Source organism: Kitasatospora nipponensis, from assembly GCF_039528135.1.
GTDB lineage: Bacteria > Actinomycetota > Actinomycetes > Streptomycetales > Streptomycetaceae > Kitasatospora > Kitasatospora nipponensis.
Genome location: NZ_BAAALF010000671.1, coordinates 1 through 751 on the forward strand (window position 1 = coordinate 1; position 751 = coordinate 751).

Here is a 751-nt window from a genome sequence, read left to right on the forward strand (position 1 = left end):
TCTGGCCGCGCAGCTGCCGCACCCGGTCGGGGTCGGCGCTGACCAACTCCTCGCCGTCCAGCCAGACTTCACCGCTGATCCGGGGTGCGCCGCGCTTGGTGCCGGTGCGGTGCAGACCCATGATGGAGAGCGAGGTGACGGACTTGCCCGAGCCGGACTCCCCGACGATGCCGAGCGTCTCGCCCTTCACCAGGGAGAAGTTGAGGCCGTCGACGGACTTGACCAGCCCGTCGTCGGTGGGGAAGTGCACCCGCAGGTCGCGGACGGTGAGGAAGCCCTCGGGAGCCTCGCCGCGCTGACCGGGGACGATGGTGGTGTTCTTGCTCATGTCAGCCTCACCCGGGGGTCGACCACGGCGTACAACACGTCAACCACGAGGTTCGCCAGGATGATGAAGAAGCCGGCGAACAGGGTCACGCCCATGATCACCGGAAGGTCGCTGGAGTTGATCGCGTAGACCGCCTCGTAGCCCAGACCACGGAAGTTGAAGGTCGACTCGGTGAGCACCGCGCCACCGATCAGACCGCCGAGGTCCATCCCGAACACGGTGAGGATCGGGGTCAGCGTGGAGCGCATCGCGTGCTTGCCGATCACCTTCCGCTCGCTCAGGCCCTTGGCCCGCGCGGTCCGGATGTAGTCCTCGCCGAGCACGTCCAGCAGCGTGGCCCGGGTGAGCCGGGCGTACGTCGCGGCGTACAGGAAGGCCAGGGTGATCCAGGGCAGCAGCAGGTTCTGCGCCCAACCGACGGGG

The 751-nt window shown here is 68.0% G+C and carries 2 protein-coding genes; both read right to left on the bottom strand.

Annotated elements, in window-relative coordinates; all coding sequences use genetic code 11:
- Positions 1-328: ATP-binding cassette domain-containing protein (locus ABD323_RS42625; RefSeq protein WP_344447422.1), on the bottom strand; the 328-nt coding region annotated here is incomplete at its 3' end.
- Positions 325-751, bottom strand: a 427-nt coding sequence (locus ABD323_RS42630; RefSeq protein WP_344447423.1) for an ABC transporter permease, incomplete at its 5' end; no start/stop codon positions are given. The genes ABD323_RS42625 and ABD323_RS42630, both read right to left, overlap by 4 nt.